At 56.0% G+C, this 21,599-nt stretch carries 15 protein-coding genes and 1 pseudogene; 2 read left to right on the plus strand and 14 right to left on the minus strand.

Going from position 1 to position 21,599, the window contains the following annotated elements; translation table 11 throughout:
- Positions 1–28 precede the first annotated feature (28 nt).
- Positions 29–358 (minus strand): hypothetical protein, encoded by a 330-nt coding sequence (locus tag ABD919_RS09820; RefSeq protein ID WP_345235822.1) that lies wholly within the window; start codon positions 356–358, stop codon positions 29–31.
- Between the two features lie 359 nt (positions 359–717).
- On the opposite strand from ABD919_RS09820, the gene ABD919_RS09825 reads away from it, so the two are divergent.
- Together ABD919_RS09825 and ABD919_RS09830 are read left to right on the plus strand one after the other, a co-directional pair.
- Positions 718–978, plus strand: a complete 261-nt coding sequence (locus tag ABD919_RS09825; RefSeq protein WP_345235839.1) for an HNH endonuclease — start codon at positions 718–720, stop codon at positions 976–978.
- A gap of 44 nt (positions 979–1,022) precedes the next feature.
- The gene (locus ABD919_RS09830; RefSeq protein WP_345235823.1) at positions 1,023–2,345 is read left to right on the plus strand and encodes a DUF1036 domain-containing protein; all 1,323 of its coding nucleotides are present in this window, start codon (positions 1,023–1,025) and stop codon (positions 2,343–2,345) included.
- A 121-nt stretch (positions 2,346–2,466) separates the two neighbouring features.
- On the opposite strand, the gene ABD919_RS09835 is transcribed toward ABD919_RS09830, so the two are convergent.
- From ABD919_RS09835 to ABD919_RS09895, 13 genes and pseudogenes are all read right to left on the minus strand, one after another.
- Positions 2,467–4,335, minus strand: a complete 1,869-nt coding sequence (locus ABD919_RS09835; protein WP_345235824.1) for a DUF262 domain-containing protein — start codon at positions 4,333–4,335, stop codon at positions 2,467–2,469.
- A 77-nt stretch (positions 4,336–4,412) separates the two neighbouring features.
- The gene (locus tag ABD919_RS09840; protein WP_345235825.1) at positions 4,413–5,015 is read right to left on the minus strand and encodes a hypothetical protein; all 603 of its coding nucleotides are present in this window, start codon (positions 5,013–5,015) and stop codon (positions 4,413–4,415) included.
- Positions 5,015–5,671: a hypothetical protein gene (locus tag ABD919_RS09845; protein WP_345235826.1), complete on the minus strand. Its 657-nt coding sequence runs from the start codon at positions 5,669–5,671 to the stop codon at positions 5,015–5,017. The genes ABD919_RS09840 and ABD919_RS09845 overlap by 1 nt, the downstream gene beginning before the upstream one ends.
- A gap of 21 nt (positions 5,672–5,692) precedes the next feature.
- A complete protein-coding gene (locus tag ABD919_RS09850) occupies positions 5,693–6,493 on the minus strand; it encodes a hypothetical protein (protein ID WP_345235827.1) in 801 nt (266 codons plus the stop codon).
- A 2-nt stretch (positions 6,494–6,495) separates the two neighbouring features.
- Positions 6,496–10,248: an Eco57I restriction-modification methylase domain-containing protein gene (locus ABD919_RS09855; RefSeq protein ID WP_345235828.1), complete on the minus strand. Its 3,753-nt coding sequence runs from the start codon at positions 10,246–10,248 to the stop codon at positions 6,496–6,498.
- 10 nt (positions 10,249–10,258) lie between these two features.
- Positions 10,259–10,921, minus strand: a complete 663-nt coding sequence (locus ABD919_RS09860; RefSeq protein ID WP_345235829.1) for a DUF4276 family protein — start codon at positions 10,919–10,921, stop codon at positions 10,259–10,261.
- A gap of 3 nt (positions 10,922–10,924) precedes the next feature.
- On the minus strand, positions 10,925–12,196 hold the full coding sequence (locus ABD919_RS09865) for an AAA family ATPase (protein WP_345235830.1): 1,272 nt from the start codon (positions 12,194–12,196) through the stop codon (positions 10,925–10,927).
- A gap of 12 nt (positions 12,197–12,208) precedes the next feature.
- Positions 12,209–15,601, minus strand: a complete 3,393-nt coding sequence (locus ABD919_RS09870; protein ID WP_345235831.1) for an SNF2-related protein — start codon at positions 15,599–15,601, stop codon at positions 12,209–12,211.
- 353 nt (positions 15,602–15,954) lie between these two features.
- Positions 15,955–16,146 (minus strand): annotated as a pseudogene (locus tag ABD919_RS09875) (IS5/IS1182 family transposase); the annotation flags it as partial.
- Between the two features lie 1,132 nt (positions 16,147–17,278).
- Positions 17,279–18,706 (minus strand): RNA-binding domain-containing protein, encoded by a 1,428-nt coding sequence (locus tag ABD919_RS09880; protein ID WP_345235833.1) that lies wholly within the window; start codon positions 18,704–18,706, stop codon positions 17,279–17,281.
- Between the two features lie 366 nt (positions 18,707–19,072).
- Positions 19,073–19,330, minus strand: coding sequence for a hypothetical protein (locus ABD919_RS09885; RefSeq protein WP_345235834.1), 258 nt, complete (start codon positions 19,328–19,330; stop codon positions 19,073–19,075).
- A 296-nt stretch (positions 19,331–19,626) separates the two neighbouring features.
- Positions 19,627–20,100: a M15 family metallopeptidase gene (locus ABD919_RS09890; protein WP_345235835.1), complete on the minus strand. Its 474-nt coding sequence runs from the start codon at positions 20,098–20,100 to the stop codon at positions 19,627–19,629.
- Positions 20,081–20,332, minus strand: coding sequence for a hypothetical protein (locus ABD919_RS09895; protein WP_345235836.1), 252 nt, complete (start codon positions 20,330–20,332; stop codon positions 20,081–20,083). The genes ABD919_RS09890 and ABD919_RS09895 overlap by 20 nt, the downstream gene beginning before the upstream one ends.
- Positions 20,333–21,599 lie beyond the last annotated feature (1,267 nt).

A 21,599-nucleotide genomic window follows, 5' to 3' on the forward strand; every position in this document is an offset into this window, starting at 1 on the left:
CCAGGCTGTCAGCGTGTCTACCCATCAATCAGAATACTATTTTCAGCGCTTTCAGACGCTCCGGGTAGCCAGCAGCCGTGCCCACGGGGAGGCACCCTATAAGCCCGCGCTGCTGCTGGCTGTCATCGAGGGCATTGATATCGGAACTATTGCGGAAAACCGCATCGAAATTACCGCTGAGTTGATTGCGGCTTTCAAAGCCATTTGCCAGGAACTGAGTGCCTCGCCGCATTTTACTGCCAACAATTTCGCGCTGCCCTTCTACCATCTTACATCCGATAGATTCTGGCACTTGCGCACATGGCCCGGCCTGGAGGTTCTGCTCACGAAGTCTCATTCCATCCGCAGCTTCGGCCACTTGCGGGAGGTAGTCCAGTACGCCTGCCTCGATGAGGCCCTATGGCAATTGCTGGCCGTACCGGTATCACGTGCTGCTTTGCGCAACACATTGTTACAGCGCTACTTCCCTCAAACCCAATTCCGGTACCGCCCCGCCGCTGGGGCCGAGGCCTTGGCCACCATTCGGAACCAGATGTTGGAAGAGCCCGCCGCGGTCTACCGCAAGCACGTGGCTGCTTCCGATGAGCTTGATATGGTCGTGCGCAGCAGTGTCTTCAAGCGCTTGGTGCTTGAGGCTTATGATTCCACCTGCGCTGTGTCGGGCCTCAAGCTGCTGAGCACGCGCACCGGCTCTGCGCCCTTGCTCGACGCTGCCACATTGTGCCCTGGGCCCTCACCCACGACGACACGCTGCCCAACGGTGTGGCTCTATGCCCCAACCTCCACCGCGCTTTCGACCGCTACCTGTTCTGGGTCGACGATGACTACCGAATTCAGCTTACCTCTGACTTCGAAGAGCACGCGGGCGGCGCTCACGGCATCTGCCAGTTTGCCGACCGCCAGCTCCAACTGCCCAAGAATCCTGCTTGGTGGCCCCGTCTGGAAAACTTTCGGGCTCAGCGAGCCACTGCTTTTTAGTCAGACTTATCTTTTTCGTCAGTTAATTATTTTCTACCGTTCCCATGAAGCAACGCCTACTCTTGCTTGTTCTGCTTGCCCTGCTTTTCACAAACCGCAGTTGGGCCCAGCTTACTATTATCAACTCATCCGACCGCACGGTGTCGATGGCAATTGGCTTCTACGTCGAAAAGGGCCTGTTCAAGGGCTGGAACACCAAAGGGTGGCTTACCATTGTCCCGCACGACTCCGCGACAATGTTGCCCAACGGTATTGCCGGCAATTGCTTTTACTATTTCGCCCGCATCGACGGGTGCGACCAACAGCACACCGGCAACTACCCCATGTTTATCCACCCTACGGATGCTTTCTCCGTGGCCAACGCTGGTACTGATGCGCCCATCACATTAAATCAGGGAGTGCAGAAAGCCGGCTTCGTGAAAGTGGACTTGCCTGCCGGCCAGCAACGCTTCCGGATGCACCTTCCCGCCGTCAACTGCACCCAGCAGGGCAAGCGCATCGGCGATTGGCTTGTGTACCTCGACCGCGACAAGGAAGAAGTAGCCAAACCAGAGCATGCCACCTACTTGCGTCGTATTAGTTACCAGCAAGGTGTTCCCGCGGGTATGGTGCGCGACTATTACTACCCCGCCAACAAGCTGCAATGGGATGGAAAGCTGCTCGCCGAGCACCCGGCCATCATGCACGGCACGTGTATCACCTACGATGAATCCGGCCGCAAGCGAGAAGAAGCAGTTTACCAAAACGGCCGGCTCACCGGCAGCGTCCGGCGGTGGGATGTAAATGGTGCTGAACAGCTTACCGTTAAGAAATACCGCACAGTGAAACTACTGCAACCTCAGCAGGGCTACTTGGTCAGTTATTTCAAATCGGGTAAAAGCCGAACTGTCATTCCGGTGCACCTTCCACCTAACACCGTCTCCTGGTACTACGAATTCACTGCCTTCCGCGACTTGGCACAGATGCAGGCCGCTCGCGCCAAGTTCAAACTGGCTGCGGAGCTCACACGGCTCATTGATGAGTCCGGCAGCCTTGCCTTGGCAATGAACATGCTGACTACCCCTCCGGGCGGGCACATCTGCGACGTGTACCTGTTACAGGATGCTTCCCAGTCCGACCTGTTTCAGCAAAAGCAGGAATTTTCTTACCTGCGTGAGGGTACCCGCACCAGCCTCACCGCCGCCGTGGTTCCCGTGCAGTCCATGGCAAACCAGCAGGTTTACCTTGGCCTTCATAACCCTGATAATCTCTATGGCATTCACTACGCCATTGAGGTGGTGGCAGTGGTAGAGGAAGAAGTAGCCCAGACGCCTACCAAAATACCCAGTAAGGTACCCGCCCGCGCCACGAGCCGCACCCGGCGCTAAACTGTGCAGGTACTCAAAGATGGTGTCAGGCAAAACACGTTGAAACAAGCAGAATGGATGGTGTTAGAGCATAAAACCGTACTCTAACCCATCCATTAACTCTCCTGCTTCCCCTATTAGGCTACCCTCTTGGCCACACTTTGACCGCTACTTGTGCAAGCTCTTTTCCACGTTTCTTGATGTCTTTAGCTCCCCATAGGTAGTCATCAGCAAATTCCTGGAAGTAAGCATTCAGACGCAGCTTGCTCTGCTTGGCAATCTGCCCACGTTTTTTTGAGAAGGGGCCATTGCTAACCGATGAGTTTAATGGTTTGGTTAGCAGGGTCAGGTTGCCAAGCTGATGCAACACTACTTCTGATTCTTCATCGGTCACTTGGTCCCATTTACCGGCAGCAGGGTGCTGTGGGAAGATGTGTTCAATCGAGAGTGTAGTTTCCAGGTGCAAACGTTCCTGTCGGCTAGTTTCCAGCTGCAGGTCTAGCGCGTGCAGCAACATCTGAAGGCGCGGATTATTCAGGTACTGGTACAGCGGGTTGGTCTGGCAAGCATCTTTGAATTCCGCATCGTCAGGCCAGCGTCCGGTTTCTCCGGTCAGACCGCCTAAAAATGCATTTACGGTAGCCCGTGTAATAGTATGGGCGGCCTCCAGTACCTGCAATAGGTCCAGTACAATGCGGTTATAGTTTTTCGGCGTGAGCATGCACACCATGCGTCGTACCAGGTAAGATTCCAGGTCGGTAAAAATGCCGTTCAGCTCCTGGGCCGGGGTCTTCGGCTGCCAGCGCGTCAACAGGCCCAGCAGTACCGGGTAAAACACGCTCGTGTCCATCACTTGCAGGCGATGCACCAGCAAGTCTAGCCGGGGCATTGCTGTTCCTTCAAAAAATCCCCGGTACACGTCGCCATAGTGGCGAAGGCTGGCCAGCTCCGTCTCGGCATTGTCGCTGGCAGCATCCAGCCACCAGCTCCGGAATTCAGTATATAACTGTGTTATGGGTAGCTGCTCTTGCCGCTGCAGCGTCAGAAAATGGAAGAAGAACAGGTCCAGCCTCGGACGCTTAAGGCGTCCCTGGCGGGTTTCTTCCTGCCAGAATTTGCCGGCCTTGCCAGAGTCGTCGAATTCGGCCCAGTACTTCTTATGCAGGGTAGGTAAGTCGCGTTGCTGCTTGCTGGCTTCCAGAAATACATAGTTGCGAATCAGGTCAGAGGGGAGTAGCGGCTCGCCCCGCCCATTCAGCGACTCAAAAATGACCTGGGGGTCATCGTCGGCTTCCAGCTCTACCATCACAACTTCCAGGCGTTTGGTAATGCTTTCCAGTAAGGCATCTACGCGCATGGCCACCAGCTCGTCGCTGGGCTCCGTGGGCTCATCCTGGCTGGGGTCATCGGCCAGCAGGTAATCCGTAAACTCCTCCTCAAAGTAAAGGTAAGCTTCCACCAGTCGGGGCCGGGGGTCAAACTTGCGTTTGCGGTAGCCCCTCGTCAGCGGAAATAAGCTATTTACTTCGGTAGCCGAGCCCGCCAGCATCACCCGCTCAAATACTTCCTGGTCGCCGGTGGTGGGCCATACTTTAAACTGCTCATAGGCCAGGTCGGTGCGGTAGTTATTGCGCGTAAGCCGCTCAAAAGTGCGTTCCACTCCCTGTACTTGCTGTGCAGCGGCGGCATCGCGCAGGGCCGTCAGTACCAGTTGCAGCGTGGTCATGCGCTGCTGCCCATCAATTACGCTTCGTGCTGGTACTGCCCGGCCCCACGTGTCCAAATGGGCCAGCACTACCGCCCCAATAAAGTGGTTAGGCATCTTCTTGCGGCCACGGGCCGCGCCGCCGGTGGCCCGTGCCAGCTCTTCCTCCGCCAGTTGCTTAATGTCTTCCCACAGCGGTTGCCACTGCTTGGTTTTGTCCCACACATACTTGCGCTGGAAGAGCGGTACGACAAGACGGCGCTCCTGCTCAAAAATCTGGGCAACTGTCAGCTTACTAGGTATCATGCGAAAAAAGGCAGTGGTGAAACAGGAAGAAGAAAAGAACAATCATGCAGTATCGCACTTGCCCAAGTGCTGGTATGCTAGGGCTGGCGCGTGGCGGCCAGTAAGCGCGTAAGGTCGTCGCCGTACTGTTCGATAAAGGCAACGGTCTCGGTCAGCAGTCGGGGCCAGCTGTAGTCTGACAAATCGCCCGGACCAATACGCCGCCAGCGGGCATCCAGAGGCAAGGTTTGCCGAAGCGCTTCACCAGCCGCGTACTGCGCGGGGGTAAGTGAGCTGTCTTTCGCAAAATGGCCATCCAGCTTCAAAATCAGGGCTGGACCTGCCGGCACTAATCCCGCAGCGCTCAGCCGTTGGGCATCTTCCGTCTGGCCCAAGTCGACGCCCAGGGTAAAGTAAAAGGCCTTATCAGGGGCACCCAGCGGCAGGAAGCGGCCCCAGGAGTACTTACGGAAGTGAGTACCCTGCGTCCAGGTCTGGCGCATCAGGTATTCGTAGCGGCCCCGCGGCAGCCGGCGGGCTACCTGCTGCCCCCAGTAGGCGGTTTTTTCAAAGATGCCCTGCTTTAGCTGCGCGGCATAGCGCTGGTCGGCGGGGTTGGCGCTGTCGTAGTGCGGGTTGGTTTGCAGACGGTGCTGATAGGCCAGCAAGTCAGCGGCTTGGAAAAAAGGAGGCGCGGGCATCAGGCAGTGGGTTTGCGGGGTGGTGGCAATATGCGCTTGCGCAGCTCTTTCAGCGTTTCCTGGGTGTCGTCCACCATCATCACCTCAAAGGCACTTCGGCCCGGGGCTCCCGCATTCTGGAAATAGTGCACGTAAGTATTTTTGATGAGGCTATTGAGCGAAAGGGCAAACACCGGCTCGAAGTAGCGCAACCGGTCAGGGGCATGGTCAAAGAATTGATTGGTGCGTTCGGCATGGATAACCCGGCAAGCACTGTCTACCAACTTGGCAGTGTCGTTTTCTTTTCCTGCGTTAGCGCTTAGGTACACAAACAGCGGCTCATCGAGCAGCACCTGAAAAACGTATTCGGCTACTTTCGCCCCCGGCACCGGGGGCTTGGGCGGATGCAGCGCAAAGCGCAGCCGAGCACCTGCTGGCAGCAACTGATAGAACTTCTTGACCTTGGGGTCCTGCGTGAGCTGCTCCCGCATGGTTTCCTCGGTGCGCACCCGCCGTGGGTCATAGGCATCGCCGGCGGGCTCGAAGGGCAGGAAAGCAGCCGGTGGGGCCGTCAGTTGGATTTCAGCCCCGTCGCGCAGCACCAGCCGCTCCCGGGTTTCGGGGTTGTAGAAGTGGCCGTTGTGGTAGTGGAGGGAATGGGTATGTTTGGCGGGCATGGCTTGCGTAGTGGGAATTAACTAGGACTGTTGATAAACAGTGAGTTTCTTGACCCGGTCGTTTTGCAGTTTAACGAATTGCTCAGGGTCACCGTGGAAATTACAATTCCACACTAAACCAGTTGGGTCATGCTGGCCTCGCAACCATTGTTTAAAGGCCTTCGCTACGAGACAAGGAAGCAAGGTGGTGCTACCGTATAGGCGCATGGCTTGTTTCCAAAGCACTTGCCGCAATAAACTCTGTCCATCCGTCGGGCGCACGAGGGCGCTTGGCAAAAAGCAAGTGTTAGCCGGATTGCTGAACAAGCCTGGCAGACCATGTACTTTTAAGCGGGTGTGCCATTCAGCCGGTATTGCTTCTTGAATTTCATCGGGAAGCAATGGTAACAGCTTTTTCCACTCATCTGCTTTGTGCGGAAATAGATGGACAAGCTCATACCCTTGACGCATCCGACGAAAATCGGCACCAGTATGATGGAGCAATTCCCAAGGCCTATGCCCCATTTGATTGCCGCTTTTATCTAGGCTCAAGTTCTGCTTGCCTGTTGCGCCCGATTCATCGTTCTTGCCCACCTTGCGTCGGATACCCGGATAAGCACAAGCTGTGCCGTGCCAGAGATAAAATTCTCTGTCAACGTCAGCCTTTTTAAGGACAGCACACCAGGCATCGTAATGCTCCATATTGTCGCGCACCAGCCAGCGTATCAACGAAGGCCGAAACCAACGCACGTACGGTACTACAATACGAGTCAATCGCAGCGCATCATCAGGCAACACGGTGGCCCACAATGGAGCTGGCAATGCTTTGGTTTTCTTTGCCATGGCTATTTGCCTGAAACCAGGTTCTTTTCCTCCTCCGTCAGCCCGTACAATTCGAATACTATTTCATCGATTTGCTGCTCCATTCGCACTGTGTTAGCATCAGAGTTGGCCGCTTTGGCCGCGAGAATAGTTGCTACCAGCTTCTCAATTTCCTGCTCTTGCTTCTTAGGCGCTTGCGCAATTGGTAGCTGTGTTACATACATGGGTTTGAACTCCAGAAAACCACCTTGTTTGGTGGCAGCCGTCTGTTCTATCTGCCATTCCAGCAAGCGTGAATTCAGTAATCCCAACAAGTACATCGGGTTGTCCGCTACGCAAATACTGGTTTTATCATTCGATATAAAACCAGTTGAATCCAGTGCGTAAGATGCCCCTTTTGTGATTGCTGGAATAATGATTTTATGCTGTTCAAATGCATTCCAATAACCACAAGAACGCAATTCCCAATAGTAATTGCCCTGGTCAGAGCGAGCCATCAATTGATGGCGAAACGCTTTTAGATGTGTTGCTATGGCTGGGTATTCTTTCGCAAAAACCTGCTCAGCTATTTCTATGGTTTTACCTGACCAAGTGTGTTTTGCATTTTCACTACTTGGAATAGTTATTAACCATAAGCCTGTGTCATTCACCCGCCACCGCTTCACATCACGTCCTCTTAAGTAGGGCTTTATTAACTCAGAAGAGCGTTTGTCTGACTTAATCAAATCGCGACGAGCCTCGTTGTCTAGTACGAAAGCTTCGTTAAGACCTGTAAGAATGCCACGATAATACCGGCCGTTAACATAGTCCCCTAAAAGCTTCCCAGCATTGCGCATCTTCGTTAGCAGATTGCGGGTCGTAGCTTCTTCAAATTGCCAGCCGTCAGCTGTCAGCGTCTGCTGGGGTAGATAGAATGATTTTTCAGCAAATAGGGCCGGAAATTGCTCAACGGCAGGGCCCGGCTCCCACACAAGCGTTTTAACAGTATGGTTGGCCACGGGCTTTGCTTTTTGCGTGAGCAAAATAGTTGGGTAGGCAATGGCATCAAACACCGGCGCGTCGCCAAAGTCAATCAGGCTTAGCAACGTAGTGGATTTGGTCAACAATGCCCGCAACTTGTTGCCGTAGCCCGCACGGTAAAATTTGTTGGACGTAATAAAGCACAGAACTCCCCCCGGCCGCAGCGCTTGCAAGGCGCGGTCGTAGAAGTATACATACAGGTCGGCCGTACCAGTGTAGGTGTCGGGATAGTGCTTTTGCAAAGCCGCCTTCATCCCCGTAAACTTCTCTTGCCGCACGTAGGGCGGGTTGCCAATCACCACGTCAAACCCATTGTCCACGCCCAGCATCCAGGCCGGGCTGAAAAAGTCGGCCCCGGCGCGTAGGTCGTAAGGGTCCCACGTAGCCAGGCGTTGGGCATCAGGGCCGTTCAGGCTACCTTGCAGCTCCCGGCTCAAGCTTTCGCGAATGGCGCCATCTCGAGCTTTCAAGGCTATTTTCTGCTTGCGGCCGCGCACCGTAAAGTAGTCGTGCCGTACCTGTCGCAGCTCGGCTTGTAAGACCAGGGTGCGTTCGGTAGCCGCCGACTGCTGCCCACCCGACGCTTCCAGGCGCAACAGCGTATTGGCCGCCACAAACTTGGTTTCTAGGTTGGGCAGGGGCCGGATGCCGAGGTTGTCGCCGGGGCGAAGCGTTTGCGCCGAAGTATTCTTCTGCTCCACCAGCAACGCAATGAAGCAGCGCAGCTTGGTAATCTGCACCGCAATAGGCTGTAAGTCCACGCCGTACAGGCAGTTCTCAATCAGGTAGAGCTTGCGGGCATAGTCCCGCTCAAAGTGGTTCAGGTTGAAGGTTTCCTCAATTTCTTTAATCCGGCGTTTCGCCGCGTCTTCCGCATCCTTTCTGATTTTGGCATCCTCCAGCGCATGCACCCGGTCCAGGTCGGCGCGGGCCGTGGTAGTGGCCCGCTCAATCTGCCGCCGCTGCCATTTCTCATTATCAGGGTCGAGCCGGGCCAGCAAATGCGTGAGGCGCTGCAAAGCCCCCATCGGGAAGGCCCCCGAGCCGCAAGCCGGGTCGAGGAGTTTCATCTGGTCTAGCGCCTCAATCAGCCCGGTAGTAGTGGCATCGTCAAACGGGTTTTTCGATTCGGGCAGGGCCAGCAGGTCGCGCAGGCCCTTTTCAGCCCCGTCCGGGTCGGCTGAGGGCAGGTGCGGCCGCAGGTAGGCCAGCAGGCTTTCGTCCACCATGTATTCTACCACCTCACGGGGCGTGTAGAACGAGCCGGTTTGTTTGCGAGCGGTGGTTTGGGTTTCGGGGTTGTAGGCAGCCAGCAAGTTTTCAAACACTTTGCCCAGCAGTTCCGGGTCCAGAGCCACTTCTTCTTCCAGCGGCGTATTCTCAGTAATGGTGAAAGTGTATCCTTTCAGAATGCGCAGCAGGCCGCGCACCTTCTCCCGCTTGCGGGCCATGTCGCCGTACTCACCCGCTAGGTTCATCACCCGCTCCGACCCAAAAAATAGCTCGTCCGGGATGCTCATTTTGTCCTGGTTGGCATCCGAAAAGCAGTCTATCAGCTGCCGCATTTCTTTAGCTTTTGGGGTTGGGTCGAGGCATTCAAACAAGCCACCGTTCAAAAACGGAATCTGATTAAACAGCTCCAGCGCCAACGCTCGGCCTTTGGTCGTGAACAATGACTCGTAACGCAGGAAGCCCGCCTCCCCATAGGCCGCGTTCTGGTTGCGGTCGTTGCGTTTCTCAGGCCGGAACACCCGGTTCAGTTGGCCGTCTTGGTCGCGCATCTCGGTATTCAGAGTCGCAAAAAACAGGTTTTGCAATACCGCTTTGTAGTATGTGCTGCCATGTGGGTCTTCCGTCGCCGGTTTCAGCAGCTTGCCATACACGTAGTCCTGCTCAAACAAGCCATCCGGTACCAGGTGCTTTTCTTTCAAGAACCAGGTGAAGATGAGCCGGGTAATCAGGCGAATCATGGCCGTGGCGTTGCGCACATCGTCGCCTTGGTCACCATCGTAAGCCGGCGTTTTCACCTGCCGTATTGCCCAGAAATACCAGTTGCTCAGCTCACGGTAAAAGTCTTTGTTCAGCAGTTGCACATTAAGCACTGCATTCCAGTAGTTGCTCAGCGCCTCCAGGGTCTGAATATCGCCGGGCACCTTCAGCTTTTCCAATAGCCGCTCATGGCCCGCGTGTAGCTGCTCCGGGTCGGGGTCGATGTCGAACAGAATGGAGATTTTACCTACCTTTTCGCCCGCCCGCCACGTCTGCATATACGGCCCACGCTCCGAAGCCGCCAGGGCCAGTCGCGCCGTATGCGGCGCCAGCAATGCCGGGTAGCGCAGCAGCAGCAGCACCGGCAGATGGTAGCTAGCCCGGTTGAAGGCCCGGGTTAGCTCGGCCACTTCTGTCCGGGTAGGCGTGGCCGTGAGCTCCAGCGCAAAGACCAGCAAGCCTGCATATTTCTGGCTATCGGTGGGGTTGCGCACGTCCTCATACCGCACTCGCTGGCTCAGGTCAGCCTCACCGCGGCGCCGGGCCACGTTTTCCCGCAACGCCTGGTCAGTCAAATTGCCTAGGAAGTAGGCATCGCGCACCTTGCTCAAAGCAGGCGTGCTATCTGTATAGCCCTTTAGAAAGGTGCGTGGCGGCACTGGTTGAGCTGTCAGAGCATTAAGCCCTAAGTCCAGCTCATTTTCAAAAAACTGTTTCCCTGCCTCAAAAAGCGAAAGGGTAGTATCGAGGAAGTAAGAAAGCTGCATAAAAAGGTGGTTAGGCAATAAGAGAGCGGATGCCGTCAACTAGTGCCTGAAAACTAGGCGAATTATTACGGTCAGGGTGCAGATGTTCGCCAATAGCTTTGGCGGCATCCGCTTTCCAGCGGTTTCCCAACTTGTGCTTGGAATTGGCATACTCTTTAAAATATCCGGCATTATTAAAGGTGCGTAGTAAGGCTTGCGCCGTACCACCGGCTATAGCGTCTGGCTTGAGCAAGTCTTTGTGCCGGAAATGATTATCGTGCAAGTTGTCATAGGCTGTTTTAATGGCAACAGGGTCACCAAAAAACCAGGATTCCAACTCCTCACACACAACTCGGTTTAATACCTGAAATGGAGCGGGCGCACCAGCCAATCGCTCAGCTTCAGTTTTAGTAACCAAATTGTTGCCAGCTGCAATTGCATCAAGCTGTTGCTTTAAATCACGGCAATCGTCGTCGTCCCTGTCGACTAGTACCACGACCCGGAGGTCATCATAGCCGCCAGAATTAATCATAGTGGCATAACCCTGCAATCGCTGCGGAAGCTTGATAAATAATTGCTCCTTGGAATTCATGTTAAAAACCGCGAAGCTATGCGGTGGCGGAAGTAAGTGGTGCAAAAAAGCCTCGAGCGCCACCTTAGCAGAAAATTCCTCCACAAAGAATTCAACGTGCATAATCTACCGCGACTTACGAGTGGATTCACGACCTATATCTGACTCAAGCTCCGGACGTAGCCGGGGCATTTTATTGGGTTGGCGAGGGTCACCAATACCAAAGCGTCCTTCCATCCACAAGTCACCCAGTAACGCATGCGACTGTACAAATTCATTTACACCGGCAAGCTTATCGGCTCGAACTGCTTGGGTGTAGCCACGGGTATCGCGGTAGAATATCCACACCTGCTCCGGAGCCATCGCATTAAGCAGAAAAGGCGAGTGCGTGGAAATTAAAATCTGTGATTTGGTGCTAGCTAACAAACATTCTTCAGCGAACTCCTGAATCAGCATGGGATGAAGCTGATTTTCCGGTTCTTCGATGGCAATGAGTTGAGGCGGCTGTGGGTCATATAGCAGCGTGAGGTAAGCCAACATTTTTAGCGTGCCATCGGATGCGAATTTGGCGAGTATTGGTTCTTCAAAAGGAGCATCACGTATGGTCAAGAGCAGCCGACCATCATCCATCGCCTTCGCCTGCACCGATTCGAGCCGGGGCACTCGTTTCGCAAGGGCCCGCACTATTTCTTCTAGCCGTTCCGGATACAGCTCTTTCAAATGTTGAATTACATTCGGAAGGTTATCACCAGTACTAGAAAGCCGTTCCTGAGGCCCGGATTCCGTTGTGCGTTGCGCATTGGATACCGATAAATATGACAAGTACCATCCTGTGATGAATTTGCGTAAGGCAACTACCCTTGGGTGTTTATTCAGTTGTCCTAAAGTATTTACGGCCAGTATATCAGGGCCAGCTAGGCTTTCATCTATTCTGACGGCTTCAATGTCAGGGGAATCACCGCTAATGACTTGGCCGGTGCCTTTTTTAAAGTCCAGGAACTTGAAAGGTTTGCCTCCGCTCCCCCGCCTCCACATCAACCACTCCTCGGCAACTATAGGCCCTCGCTCTGTCTCGTCAATTGAAAGGTGGTAAGTAATAACCGGTGAGTTCGCAGTACCCTCGTGGTACTTGATTTGAATTTCTATTGGCCCACTGCCTCCGCGTGTTCGCAACTCCTTCATTCGGTTGCGCTTATCCCATGCTTTGCGTAGGCCGCTATCAAAGCACTCGGCAAGGAAGGCAAACACATCAAAGACTGTCGATTTACCGCTGCCATTCGGACCTAGAAATACAGTCAATGGCGTAATATCCTTCAACTCCAGGTCATGAATTGCCCGGTAGTTTTTCACTCGTAAATGAGTGATATGAGGAATAGAAACTCGGTTTTTTACAGGCATATTCGTAGCGGATTAGCTGACGGCGAACCAGCAGATAAGGTCGAACTGGTCTTTTTGAAACTTGTCTTCCAGCATTTTCTGCTCAGCCGTTTGGACTGGAGATGCACTAAGACCTTGTCCAGTCGTCCCGAAAGTAAACAAGTTATCAAGAGCTGATAGGACCTGGCGGCCCCCGCGCTGCGCCAGCCAGTCATCCAGCAAGTTAGCGAGGCGCTGCAGTTCGGCTTCTTTCCCTTTCTCAATAGCCTCTGGCACCACCCGCGGCTCCCGTTGGTGCAGGCTCAGCAGCGACAGAATATCCTTGTGGTTCACAAATCGGGTAGCCGCGCCCGGCGCCGCGTAGGCCAGGTGCCGCTCCTCATAGCGGAAGTCAGGCCCTGCCCCCGATGGCCGGCGCGGGTACCCCAGCAGCGCAATAACCCCGGCTGGTAGCTTTCCCGCTTCCGGCAGGAACTCGGGCCGGGCTTTAAAGCCCGTATAAATGCCGTTGGGCATCCGGCGGTATTTGTCTTCCGAGCGCCGCAGCAAGTCGAACAGCTCCTGGCGGAAGGGTTCCAGCGAGAAGTCGTCCAATCCCAGGGTCTGCCCGCTTTCCTCAATATCATCCCAGGTGGTTTGCATCTGGCGCATCATCCGTTCGGCCTGCTGCGTCGCCAGCGGCGTTTCTTCCATGCCTTCCAGACGGGCTTTTAAGTCGGGTGTCAACTCCTCCTCAAATTCAGCTCCGACCAGCGACAGAAGAGCCATGCGGTTTTCTACCCGGTTACGCAGGTTCAGGTACTCATCGTAGCTAGCAGCGGGCCAGAAGTTGTAGCCCACCACCGATTCATTGCGCGAGCCCAGGCGGTCTACCCGCCCAAGTCGCTGAATCAAGCGCACTGGGTTCCAGTGTATATCGTAGTTCATCACACAGTCGCCATCCTGCAGGTTCTGGCCTTCGCTCAGGCAGTCCGTTGTGATGAGCAAGTCCAATGGCTGGTCCAACTGCTTGGTTACTTTCGAGTCATAAGCTCGAATCAGCTTTTCCCATTCTGCATAGCTGGGCTTGTGGTTATCTGGCAGTCCGTTCTTTTTGTAGAAGGCCCGCCAGTCCCGCTCATTATAGAGCTTAGTAAAGGGCGCAAACCGCTCCAAAATCGGCTCAAAATCCTTGCCCTGGTAGCCGTCATCGGTCTTGCTTCCTTGCCCGCTCACCATGGCCATGCCCGAAAACCCGCGCTTTCCAAGCTCATCAAACAGGTATTCCGCTGTGTCTCGGAAAGCCGTGAAGATGATGATTTTCTGATTGGTGCGTGCAGCCCGTTTGGCTTTGACTTCCTCTATCAACCGTTGCAGTTTGGTGTCAACGCTGGTAGACCCGGTTTCCGTCGCAACGGCATTCGTCATTTGCTGCACATGCGCTGAAAGAGCCCTGAGCTTGGTCACGTCCAGCCGCAGGTGTTTCACAAAGGCTGGCAGGTTGGTAAGCGTGTTCAAGGCAACGGGGCGCTTTTTGCCTAGCGCGAAGTCTGCTCCGCCATAGTCATCAGCATCCAGCTCATCCAAAGCTTCGGCCAGCACCTGTTCTTCTTCATCGCTCAGGTTCAGGCGTCCCTCGGTGCGTTCCTGCTTCTCAAAAGCTACCACTTTAGCCAACGCATTTTCGTGGTGCGCCAGAATCCGGTTCACTGTCACGCCAAACGAATACCAGCACGACTCCAAGCGCTTTACCAGCAGAATGGCCATCATGCGTACCAGGAACCGGTCGCGCTGCCGTTCATCCTCTAGGATGCTACCAGCCGTTTTCTGCTCTGTGTATTCCGAGGGCCGGTAGGCCGTCATGTTCACCCGAAACGCCCGGAAGATGGTGTCGAAGCCTTCCAACCCCCCTATGCGGTCTAGGCCCACGTACAAATTCACAGGATTTTCCTTGGTGGGGAAGTGCAGGCCATTATCACGACCCTTAATCTGCTTGCGCGTACGGGCCACAATGAGGGCATCGGTCAATTCAAAGAAGTGCTCGGGTAGCTCCTTCACAAACTCGCTCACACGCTTGCCAGGGTCCGGCCGCTCTTGCCATAGCTTGAACTGCTCCTGCGCCTTGGCAAATACGTACTGCAAATTGGGCACTCGTAAGGAGTCTGCAAATCCGTCGTTCCGCCCCCCCGCTAACAGCTTAAACTGGTTACGCACATCCGTCAGGGCTGTATTGATGGGCGTGGCCGACAGCAACAGCACTTTGATATTGCGGTTGGCCTCCAGGAGCTGCTTTACCAGAAACTTGTAGCGGCTGCTTTTGTCGTTGCGCAGGTTGTGGCTTTCATCCACGACCAGCAGTTTAGGCCGGTCGCTCTGGAAGTAGTCTAAGTGAATGTTGTCGCGTTCCAGGCGTTCACCCTGCAGGTCGGTATGGAACCGGACCACGTAATCCAGTCGGTCGCTCTCGAAACGAGAGCCGCGCCGGTACAGGTAGCGCTGCCAGTTGTTCTCCAATTTCTTCGGGCACAGCACAATCACCTCTGCCCCCTGCATCTCAAAAAACTTGATTACCGCCAGCGCTTGCCAGGTTTTGCCTAAGCCTACTGCGTCCGCCAAAATGGCCCCGTTGTACTGCTGCAGCATTCGAATTAAGCTTAGCACGCCAGCCTTTTGAAAGGGGAGGAGCACCTTGAAAACCTCTGATTCGCGCAGGTGGCTAATATCACGGCTGAGCTCTGGGCTTTCCGAAAAAGCCTCCATCTCCCCTCTGAACAGTTCATAGAGCACCTTCTCATAAACCTCCTGTGGGGTGTACTTGCGGCTTAGGTCGTTTATGAGGTCGATGAGGTGTTGTTTAAATTCTTTTACCGTTCCGTCGTCCAGCTTAATGGCAGAACGGGCCTCGGGCTTCTTCCATAGCTCACCAAACCACTTCTTCAGGTCCTTGTAGTCCGACTGCCCGCCAAAGCTGGCCGTATTCAGCTCAATATTACTGGTCGGCTTAATCCCCAAACCCGCTTCTGTCAGATTCGAAGACCCCATCACGTAAAAGTGGTGCTGCGGGTCGTTGGTATGGCAGTCGTAGAGATAGGCCTTTGCGTGGCAGAAGTTAGGCCGTAAGGTTTTTACTTGCACTTTCTCCTGGTCAAGCAGGGCTACAGCTTTTGGGACCAGTGTATTCAGCCGCAGGGCCTGCTCAATACCCAGGTTGTCAGTCAGCAGGTCAATGATTTTGTCTGCTTCGCGCTCAACTTGCGCTGTGTCACCTATTACCAGCCGCAGTCCTGTGATGTGGGTATCTATATCATCGTAGAGCTTAGCCAGTGCTGCAACCGAAAAATAACCTGTTACTATATCGAATGTCCCTGCTTTGCAGAGGTAATGTTTTATGAATTCATAGACCGTAACCGGGTTAGAGTCTTCTTTAGTCTTGTTATCGAGCAACATAAAAGTAGGCAGACAATGCGGGTGCGCAAGCTACGCTTAAACTGCATTCTATACCACTTTCAGCAAAGATTCTTTAACCTGTCCTAACGGTCGCACTAGCTAATCATGCGGTGAACAGCATCTTGTTCGCTTATTTGTGTTCATACGCTTTTTTATCGTCCAACTTGGGTTACTCCTTGGTTATTTGGGCGCATGCACACCACAGCAAGTTTTGCTTGATGCAGGTAGTCTAAGCGACCACACTTTGGTTGGCCAACTCTACAACACGCACCTAGATGGTGTTCTGCACCTGAGAGTGAATGAAGGCCGGTGGCTTTGGCCAGCATGAGCCCGGCAAAGGCCACGTAGTGCGGCTACTGCAGGCTGACGGCTAACCGCTCGTATTTGCGGGCCAGACGCTTGTAGTGGGCGCTCCAGCTCAGGCTGCGCTCGACGACCCAGCGGCGGGGCAGCAGCACGAAGCCGCGCTTGGTGTGCCCCAGCTTGACCACTTGCAAGTCGATGCTGTTGGCTGCGGCAGCTTGCGCCGGCAAGTCGCCGGTGTAACCATGGTCGGCTTAGGCCAGCGTAACGCTTTGCCACGAGGCCACTTGCACCTCTTCGGCTAGTACACCTACCTGCGCACGGACCTGTTCGTTGGCCGGCGTGAAGACGGCTGCCAGCAGGTGACCCAGTGTGTCGCGGCTATGTGCACTTTGCTGCCCTTGCGTCGTTTGGCCCCTTCGTAGCCGGCCCGGTGCCCGCTCTCGGGCGTTCTATGCAATGTGCGCTAATCGAAAATGACCGGGCTGGGGTCGGCGGGTCGTGCTTCGTTCAAGCAGAGCATCTGGCGCGAATCGTCGGTCAGGGCTTCAAAGGCCCGGGCGTCGCGCTAGCGGGCCCATTGCGGTAGCACATGGCCCAAGGCTGCAAATTATGGGACAGGTAGCGCCAGGTGCAGCCCGTGCGGACCAACTAGCGCAAGGTGTTAAACAACTCGCGCAGGGGGGATAGGCGCGGGCTGCATCTTCGCGCTACGTGCATGATTGCGGCGGACTTTCTGGGGCGGGTGCTGGAAAAGCTGCCCTACAAAGCCCATACCGTGCTGACCGACAAAGGGGGCCTATTCACTTTGCAACCCCATCAGTGGTTTCCCGATGGGCACAGTTTCGACCATATTTGTCGTGCTTTCGGGGTGGAACACCGCTGAACCAAACCCGCGCACCCGTGGACCAACTGCTAGAATGAACGCTTCAACCGCACGCTCAAATAAGCCACCGTGCAGCGCTACCACTACCAGACCACGGCCCAACTCAACGAGCACCTATAAGCCTTTATGCTGGTCTACAACCATGCTAAGCGCCTCAAACGCCTGCGCGGATTGACGCCACACGAATTTGTCTGCGTCCAGTGGCAAAAGAATCCAGCTATTTTTACCCGTCACCCGACCCAGCTCACCTTGGGTCTATACAGCTAGCCTGCGGCCAGAAATATGTGCTTCACATCGCTGAAATTCAGTGCATCTGTATTCTGCCTTAAAACACCAACCTGAAACTGCTCTGAATTACAGCATTCTGTTTAGCGCCGTCGGGCCAAGTTGCCGCTTGCTCAGTCACGAAGTCCAGTATTCCTTCTGCCGCGGCCAAACCGCGGCCAAACCGCGGCCAAACCGCGGCCAAACCGCGGCCAAACCGCGGGCTATGACACTTGATAAAACCCCACCCCCGGGGCTGCCTCAATAATGCCAGCTGCTACGAGCATTTGAAAGTCCCGCCTCACCGTGCGCACCGGCGCCGGCAGCTGCTCCGCGACCTGACCAGTGGTCAACGGACCTTTGGCTACTAGTGTCTGAACAATTGCCTGTAGCCGGGCCGTAGCTTTCGGCATCAGACGTAACCCCGCAATTCTGGCTTGTATGTCCATGTGATTAGGGCTCATACCCCCAGCGGCCCCACTCACCGGTACCGGCACCACCGTCCGAAACACATCTTCTTCAATAAACTCCGCTTTCCCGCCCGGCCGATAGGCCTGCAAGTACCGCGTTACGTTGCGCACGCCCGAGCCCAGCTCTTCCACCCGGCCCAGCTGTACGAAGAATTTGGCCAGTGTCGGGTTCTTTGGAAATGGTTGGAAGCCTCGCGGGTCCAGTGGCCCGTGCCCCACTGGATGGTTGGCATTGTCCACCTCCACCCGGTCGGCATAGATAATGAACCGCGCTGGTCGCCCGTTCAGGTATTCCCGGTGCACCAGCAGATTGGCTACTACTTCCCGGAAAATCTTGTCCCGCAAGCTCACCCGTACCGTGCCCTCCAAATAGAAAGGGTCGGGGAGGTGCTTGGCCACGAAGTCCATCAGCTGCTCGTAGGCTTCCACCAGGTTGGTGCGCAGGTCCAGCCGGTCGTCGTAGCGGTCCATGTCGTGCCGACGTACCAGCGCATCAATCCGGTAGGCCGGCAGCACCGACAGGATGATTTCGTCACGCCCCAGCAGCAGCGCCGCAGCCTGCGTGTAGCCCTGGACACCGGTTAGCGGGTCCGTCTGGTACAGTCCGGCGCTTTTCAATAGCTCCTCGTCGCTAAGCAGCAGCCACGGGTGGTCGGCACGCCGCGAGCGCACCAACGCACGAACCTTGTCCAGCAGCCCCGGCTTGAAGTCTTCCAGCCGCAGGTAGGGGAAGATGCGTCCCTCCGAGTAGTAGCTGCTCTTGCGGGCGTAAAACTGACTGATACGTCCCTCGTCCGTCACTCGGAAGTCGCCCTCATGCCCCCGGTCAAACACCACCCCACCCGAGCGGTGCACTTGCGAGCTTTGCGGCACATACACGTGCAGCAGTAGGGCCGCGCCCACGCGCACCGGCGTCAGCTCCAGCAGGAATGGCGGCTGCAGCTTCGTCGGGTTGTTGCTCAGCGTCACAAAGTCGCGCTGCAGCTGGTCGGCCGCCGCCTCATCCACGCCCAGCGGTGTGCCGTCGTTGCCCGCGCCCAGAATCAAGTGCCCGCCATGCCGGTTCAGGAAGGCGCACACGCTCTCGAATACGTCTTTGGGAAGTGCGTTTCGGGCTTGCTTGTATTCGATGTTGATGCCTTCGCCTTGTCTCAACAGGCCTTCCAATTGCTCCGACGTCATACACTTGCTAAGAGTTACTATGCTTCTCCATCCCGCAACATAAGGTAGAGGAGAGGTCTACGACGTGAAATTACGTGCCTCTTTCTACTGATGCAGCAAGCAACACTTTCTCCTCATAGCCAGGTAGGTTCAGGCAGCAATTCCTGTAGATGTACCCACTGAGTTAGGATATCCCGGAAGTATTCGATACAGTACTTGCTGTTCACAAACTCACTTGGCCACAGGTTTGCAAGCTGCAGGAGCAGCGCCGAAATGCCCGTCGTGGTTTCGAACGACGCCTGAATCTGGATTGGGTAGGAGAGTAGGGGGAATCCGTTTCATCACAAGGGCACAACACCGCTGTCCTAACCTTCGCAATCCATCTACTCAGGCTGCCTCCGCCAGCGCCATGTGCACCAAGGCGTAGATGGTTTCCCAGCCCAGTTGAATGCTCTCCGTTGGGCGCGAGACCAGAAATTGCGTTGTTACGTAATCAACCAGCTCGGTTTTGTTCTCATATTGGTCCAGAACTGCTGGCAGCTCCACCCACCAGGGAGCCTTACCCGGCCGGCTTAGCTCAAGTACCCGGCCGGTTTCCTCATGCGTCATGATGCGCACACTCATTAGCAAACGTGCATTTGCCATCTTGTAAATTGGTAGAAGGATGAATTTGGGTCACGGAATTCCATGCCGTGTAACCAAGATTCCACAGACAACGCAATAGTTGCGATATGCCATGTACCGAGAGCACTGCTCATGCTTTATAAATCCTGTCGACTCCTGCTTATGTGCCTGTTTTACAGTGACCGTAAAAAAACAAAAAAATAACTGATTTTTTTGATGGAACTGGGGCTATAGAGAAGGTTTGACAGCGTGGAGAAGGGTAAAGGCCGTGATGCCATAACCAAAACGAGCAGGCCGCCTGACCTGCTCGTTTCATTTTACACCTCAAAGTGCGGCCGGTCCGTAAACCGCGGCCAGTCGCCGCCCCAGCGCACCCGCGCATCAGCCGCCTTCATCAGTCGCGCAAACTTGCTTAGCAGCAACCCCGACCACGACATACTTCCATCCGCCAACAAAAAAGCCACGTCCAAGGCAGGGCAGGGGAGGCGGTTGTGCTTCGACTCCCCGCCGCGCTTATATGTCACAATAGGCCCCGGCTTGCTGCGGCCCTGCCGGTACAGCTCATCCTGCCGTTCCGCCGACCGGTAGCATTCCGTGATAATGGGCACCCCCGCCAGCCGTAGCACCGGGTCGCCCATCCACCGGGCCCGCGCATGCGCATACGCCGCGCCCAGACTCGGCACCGCCTCTGCCAACCGGGCTTCCTGCGTCCGCTGCTGCCTCTCGCTCAGCTTTGGTACCGCCCGCGCCGCCTGCCGCTCCAGCAGCCTGCTACTCAGCACCGCCGCCATTGCGCTTACCACCGTTAAGACCTGTTTTATCCCCCGGCACTGCTTCCAGCGGCACCCTCACCACGGCCTCCGGCTTCTGCAGTGCCTTGCGCACCGTCGCCCAGATGGTGACGATGGCCACCAGCGCCTGAATAATCAGGTGCCCGTAATTCTCAATGGTCGATGGGTCAGGGGGCGTCAGCCCGTTGCTCACCACCTGGCCCAGCAGCGACGTGGTGATGATGTGCAACATGTGCCCGGATTTGCTGCTGCTAAACATGGTGATAAATGGCTAGGGTTGATTTGTTTGCACGAAGCTACAAAATATCAAATAAATTTTACAATCTCTTGTGCTATGCGTTTGCTGCTAATTGTATTATTTATAGTAGTTGAATTTGGGGGTGCCCCCGTTCCTTCGCTATGCTGCGGGCCGGGGCGGGCTGTCCGCCACTCCGCTGCGCTGCGGCCCTGCGGGCAGCTCCCGTTGGTCGCTTGGCTACCATCCCTCACCTATTTCTCACCGCAACGGCAGCTGCAACAGCTGCAGTCGCCCTGCGCGGGGCCCCGCTTCCCGCTGGTCAGCCAGGCCCCGCTACCAACACCCACCGCCCGGCCGGCCCAGGGTGTCCACTCCCGCCGCGCCCTTCGCTCCATTCCGCGCCGCTCCGTTTCGCGCTCCGGCGTTGCCTGCGCGCTGCACTGCGCTCTGCTGCATTTCGCTCCCGGTTGCTCTGGTCATTCCCACCCCGTGCCGGCCTCTGCCCACCCGCCTGCTGATTCCTGCCGAAACTCCCGTAGCCTCGCCTGCGCGGGGCCCCGCCTCATGCCGCTCCTTCGCCTACGCCGCGCTCCGTTCCTCGCTCCTCACGTCGCTCCTCACTACGCTTGCTGCGGCTCACTCGCTTCATTCGGCCAGGCCCCACTACCGCAACCCGCCGCACCGGCCCGCCCGGCGCGTCCGCTCCCTGCAGACCGGCTACGTTCTGCTCCGGCTCCGCCTACGCGCCACTTCACCGGCTTCCGGTCACTACCGCCCCGTGCCGGCCTCTTTCCCCGCTTCCAACTACTGGAGCTGCTCCGCGTCCACTGATACACCCTCTAACGCCAGCCCCTACACCGCAGCCGTGCCGCACGGGGCCGAAAAGGCCCCGCGCCGCCCGTCTGCTCACCAAATAAAGCCGCTGGCCGCGGGCCCCAAAAGCCCGCCGCCTGCAGGTAAAGTTTGCGTTCAGGCCACGCAGGCCAGGAACAAGGCCCGCTTCGCGGCGAGTTTGTTTGGAGAGCACCCCAACCCCCCGCCACCATGCCCCGGCTGACGCCCGGTCATCTGCCTCGGGTTCCGCCGCCTCCCGTTGGTCGGCCGCTACTCCCTCATAAGGCGCCCTTCGGGCCGGCTCATTGGGGCCTCAGGCCGCCCCCAAACCCCTGGCCAAAGCATTTAGAGCGGTTTCGCGATGCATGTACAGGATTGTGCGAACTTAGCAGGATGAAGGCCTATTCAACCGATTTACGCGAGCGTG

It is taken from the genome of Hymenobacter saemangeumensis (genome assembly GCF_039541835.1).
Classification (GTDB): domain Bacteria; phylum Bacteroidota; class Bacteroidia; order Cytophagales; family Hymenobacteraceae; genus Hymenobacter; species Hymenobacter saemangeumensis.

What these genes read in the sequence shown, in the direction of transcription:
- ABD919_RS09880 (WP_345235833.1), bottom strand. Translation starts at nt 18,706, where the DNA reads ATGACGTCGGAGCAATTGGAAGGCCTGTTGAGACAAGGCGAAGGCATC.
- ABD919_RS09885 (WP_345235834.1), bottom strand. Translation starts at nt 19,330, where the DNA reads ATGGCAAATGCACGTTTGCTAATGAGTGTGCGCATCATGACGCATGAG.
- ABD919_RS09860 (WP_345235829.1), bottom strand. Translation starts at nt 10,921, where the DNA reads ATGCACGTTGAATTCTTTGTGGAGGAATTTTCTGCTAAGGTGGCGCTC.
- ABD919_RS09855 (WP_345235828.1), bottom strand. Translation starts at nt 10,248, where the DNA reads ATGCAGCTTTCTTACTTCCTCGATACTACCCTTTCGCTTTTTGAGGCA.
- ABD919_RS09895 (WP_345235836.1), bottom strand. Translation starts at nt 20,332, where the DNA reads ATGTTGCACATCATCACCACGTCGCTGCTGGGCCAGGTGGTGAGCAAC.
- ABD919_RS09865 (WP_345235830.1), bottom strand. Translation starts at nt 12,196, where the DNA reads ATGCCTGTAAAAAACCGAGTTTCTATTCCTCATATCACTCATTTACGA.
- ABD919_RS09830 (WP_345235823.1), top strand. Translation starts at nt 1,023, where the DNA reads ATGAAGCAACGCCTACTCTTGCTTGTTCTGCTTGCCCTGCTTTTCACA.
- ABD919_RS09850 (WP_345235827.1), bottom strand. Translation starts at nt 6,493, where the DNA reads ATGGCAAAGAAAACCAAAGCATTGCCAGCTCCATTGTGGGCCACCGTG.
- ABD919_RS09835 (WP_345235824.1), bottom strand. Translation starts at nt 4,335, where the DNA reads ATGATACCTAGTAAGCTGACAGTTGCCCAGATTTTTGAGCAGGAGCGC.
- ABD919_RS09870 (WP_345235831.1), bottom strand. Translation starts at nt 15,601, where the DNA reads ATGTTGCTCGATAACAAGACTAAAGAAGACTCTAACCCGGTTACGGTC.
- ABD919_RS09890 (WP_345235835.1), bottom strand. Translation starts at nt 20,100, where the DNA reads ATGGCGGCGGTGCTGAGTAGCAGGCTGCTGGAGCGGCAGGCGGCGCGG.
- ABD919_RS09845 (WP_345235826.1), bottom strand. Translation starts at nt 5,671, where the DNA reads ATGCCCGCCAAACATACCCATTCCCTCCACTACCACAACGGCCACTTC.
- ABD919_RS09840 (WP_345235825.1), bottom strand. Translation starts at nt 5,015, where the DNA reads ATGCCCGCGCCTCCTTTTTTCCAAGCCGCTGACTTGCTGGCCTATCAG.